Below are 2905 nucleotides of genomic sequence, written 5' to 3' on the forward strand. Positions count from 1 at the left end.
AAGAGAGTAATGTATGGCATATCCAAAACCTTTATCTAAAAAAACAATTGATAAAATGTATCTTGATTCAGGACTGACAGAAGAAAAAATAACTTTCTTAAGAAGGCTATTTGATGGGGCTGCTGCATTATATGGTGTTATCACTTTAGATGATTTATGGAATGTATATAGAGAATATGCATCTAAAATACCTGCAGTAAGGATACACAGAAAGGATATTTATAACTTTTCTTCCATTGCACGTCGTGAAGTACATGATTATTACGTCTATGAAGTTGATGAGCTATATAGAGAAGAGATAAGGGAAAATAAGTATAGATATATTGTATTTCATGAAATAATGGATTTCATTCCCAATGATGCATTTTATAAGATAGAGGAGCTTGCTAATGGACATTCTTTTTATGTTCCAGATAACTTACTATCCTTAAAAGGACTTGTAAAATCAGAAGCTGAAGATAAATTATATAATTATATAGAAAATATCAAAGCTAATTCACCTGTTTTAAGAAATAGGTTTTTAAAAGAAAAAACTAAGCCATCACCTCATCAAGGTAAAAAGCTTAAAGATTTTACATTCCTTAGTGATAATGAACAATTTCAACTTGATTGGGAAAGTGGTAAGATTGAAGGTGGCCCTAAAAAACCTCAGGAACATAAACTTAAAAAGTTCTGGAACTTTCTTGGTGGTTCCATGGCAGAGAAGCTATTTAGAATAATTCGATTTAATCTTTTTTCAGGCCGATTATCTCTAACTTATATAATCAATATTGTTATGGGGTCTTTAGAAGAAGCAGGAGTTGAAATGAGTGAAAAAGAATTTAAAAAACTCATTTCATTACTTCAAGAGTTTAATAATAATTCCCATCTATACATTAATCGTGGATGGACTCCAAAGGAGCTTTCCCAGGATATGTATAGAGATTATAAAGGACCTACAACTCTCTCTTTGGGTCCTGGAATAATGAAATCAATTAATGAAGGAAAAATTGATTTTGATGAGTTAAAGGCTAAAGCAAGAGAAATGGGAATTAATATAGAAATAAATTAATAGGTGTATGGATTATGGCATTTAAAGTTTTATATGGAAATGAGTTTAATGAGGATTTAAAAGCAGATTATAAATCTACAATAAAAATAGGTAGCTACAGGTTTAGTAAGAAGGCACTTTATTTCCCTTCTTTTCCAACCGGTGCTAAGTATATTCCTATTTCAGCAATTGATGGAGCTTGGGTTAGAAAAAGTAGACTCTCTATTAAAGGATGTTGTGCAGGTCAAATTCCAGTTTTCATTTTGCATGTGCGCTGTGGATCTGATTATTCTAATAATTTAACATTTGATAACAAAGCAGCTGCAAATAAAGCGTTAGAACTTTTAAAAGAATATATTCCAAATCTTATAGAAGAACCATCGGAAAATAATCAATAAGCTTTTTTAATAATCCCTAGTACAACAGTTTTGCAACATATTATTAGGTATATTAAAAAAAATTGGAGGAGTAGGGATGAAAGCTTTAAAAAAACTACTTTTAATCTTTATTATATTTGCACTATTAATTTCATGTGCAACTAATAAAAGCGTTGATAGTTCTAGTGTAATTGGTATTGCATGGAGAAGTGATACTGATTCTGAGTTTTATACAAATATTACAAAAACCTTAGATGATTTAAATATTCCATATGTAATGGTTGATCAGGTGGTTGACTATAGTCTTTCATATGATGATGGTAATGTTAGTGAATCTTGTATAGACGAAAATGGTATATTACTTAATAAGTATGCAGAACTAATAAAAAGTGAAGTATGCAGTAATTCTAATATTGAAGAAGTAATTAGCAAAAATAACTTTAAAGCAATAATATTTACAGGAGGAGAAGATATTGCTCCTACGCTGTTAAAATCTCCAGAGCCTTGGCATGGAATTGAAGCAGAAAAGGATTACAACGCAACACGTGATGTTTCTGACTACCTATTAATGTCTTATTGCCTTGATAATAATATTCCTGTAATAGGTTTTTGTCGTGGTTCTCAAATGTTAGGAGTAGTATCGGGTGCTGATATTATTCAAGACTTACCTGTGTATTTTAATGAACAAAATGTAGATTATAATGCAGAACATAGAAATGAGAAAGCTTACCCAGATTCTTATCGTGATTATGCTCCTCATGATGTTGTGCTATGTGATAATACTAAAGTTAAGGAAATCTTTGATAGAGATAATTTAAATAATGTTCCATCATGGCACCATCAAGTATTAACATCTTTAGATGGCACTAATTTGCTTCTTGCTGGATACACCGATGTTAATGGAATTTCTACTATTGAGATAATTGAAAGAAGTGATAAGGATTTTGCATTTGGTTTTCAATTTCATCCAGAAGCATCATATGTTAAACACTTAGAAAACTATCCAAATAAAGATGATTTCTTAAGCCAAGATGATGCAGCAATTATCTTTAAAGAAATAGGAAAATTGCTTTAGCTAATTATTAACCCAGCTACAATAAAACTTAAACTTCCCAGTATTCCCCAAAATACTGGGAGAATATCGATTTGAGGAAGTAATAGTTTACCAAGTAGTGTGCATATTGGTGCTGCAAGCATAGAAGCAAATACAAATTCTTTTTTAATCGTTCGCTTTTTATAAATAAAGCAAGCATTAAAGGGAATAAACTTACAGCACCTCTTAAGAAAGTCCAGTTTAGAATTAAATCGCCTTGATTAGATAGCACAATTATTGAAACGATAAAAGTGAACTACCGCAACCCTAAAGGATTGCAGCTTCCGGTTTAACCCTGGTTTGCTTCCAGTTCTCATATGAAACTTCAAAGCCTGATCCAGGTTCCGCCAGAGTACCCATGTGTTCCGAATGGGTGCTGACTCTCATCTCATACTGGCCAGCAAG

Annotated in this window: 3 protein-coding genes; all 3 read left to right on the top strand. The window is 31.7% G+C overall.

Features of this window, described 5'->3' with window-relative positions; genetic code table 11:
- Window positions 1–13: 13 nt before the first annotated feature.
- The 3 genes from SOY52_RS10195 (at window position 14) to SOY52_RS10205 (ending at window position 2482) form a co-directional block, all read left to right on the top strand.
- Entirely contained in the window at window positions 14–1051 is a 1038-nt protein-coding gene (locus SOY52_RS10195; RefSeq protein WP_320848846.1) for a hypothetical protein, read from the top strand.
- 14 nt (window positions 1052–1065) lie between these two features.
- Complete coding sequence (locus SOY52_RS10200; RefSeq protein ID WP_320848847.1) at window positions 1066–1428, top strand: hypothetical protein; 363 nt, start codon at window positions 1066–1068, stop codon at window positions 1426–1428.
- 76 nt (window positions 1429–1504) lie between these two features.
- The gene (locus tag SOY52_RS10205) at window positions 1505–2482 is read left to right on the top strand and encodes a gamma-glutamyl-gamma-aminobutyrate hydrolase family protein (protein WP_320848848.1); all 978 of its coding nucleotides are present in this window, start codon (window positions 1505–1507) and stop codon (window positions 2480–2482) included.
- Window positions 2483–2905 lie beyond the last annotated feature (423 nt).

This window comes from Bullifex sp. (assembly GCF_034103065.1).
Lineage (GTDB): Bacteria > Spirochaetota > Spirochaetia > Sphaerochaetales > Sphaerochaetaceae > Bullifex.

Coding starts and splice junctions, on each gene's coding strand:
- SOY52_RS10195 (WP_320848846.1), top strand. CDS start 14: ATGGCATATCCAAAACCTTTATCTAAAAAAACAATTGATAAAATGTAT.
- SOY52_RS10200 (WP_320848847.1), top strand. CDS start 1,066: ATGGCATTTAAAGTTTTATATGGAAATGAGTTTAATGAGGATTTAAAA.
- SOY52_RS10205 (WP_320848848.1), top strand. CDS start 1,505: ATGAAAGCTTTAAAAAAACTACTTTTAATCTTTATTATATTTGCACTA.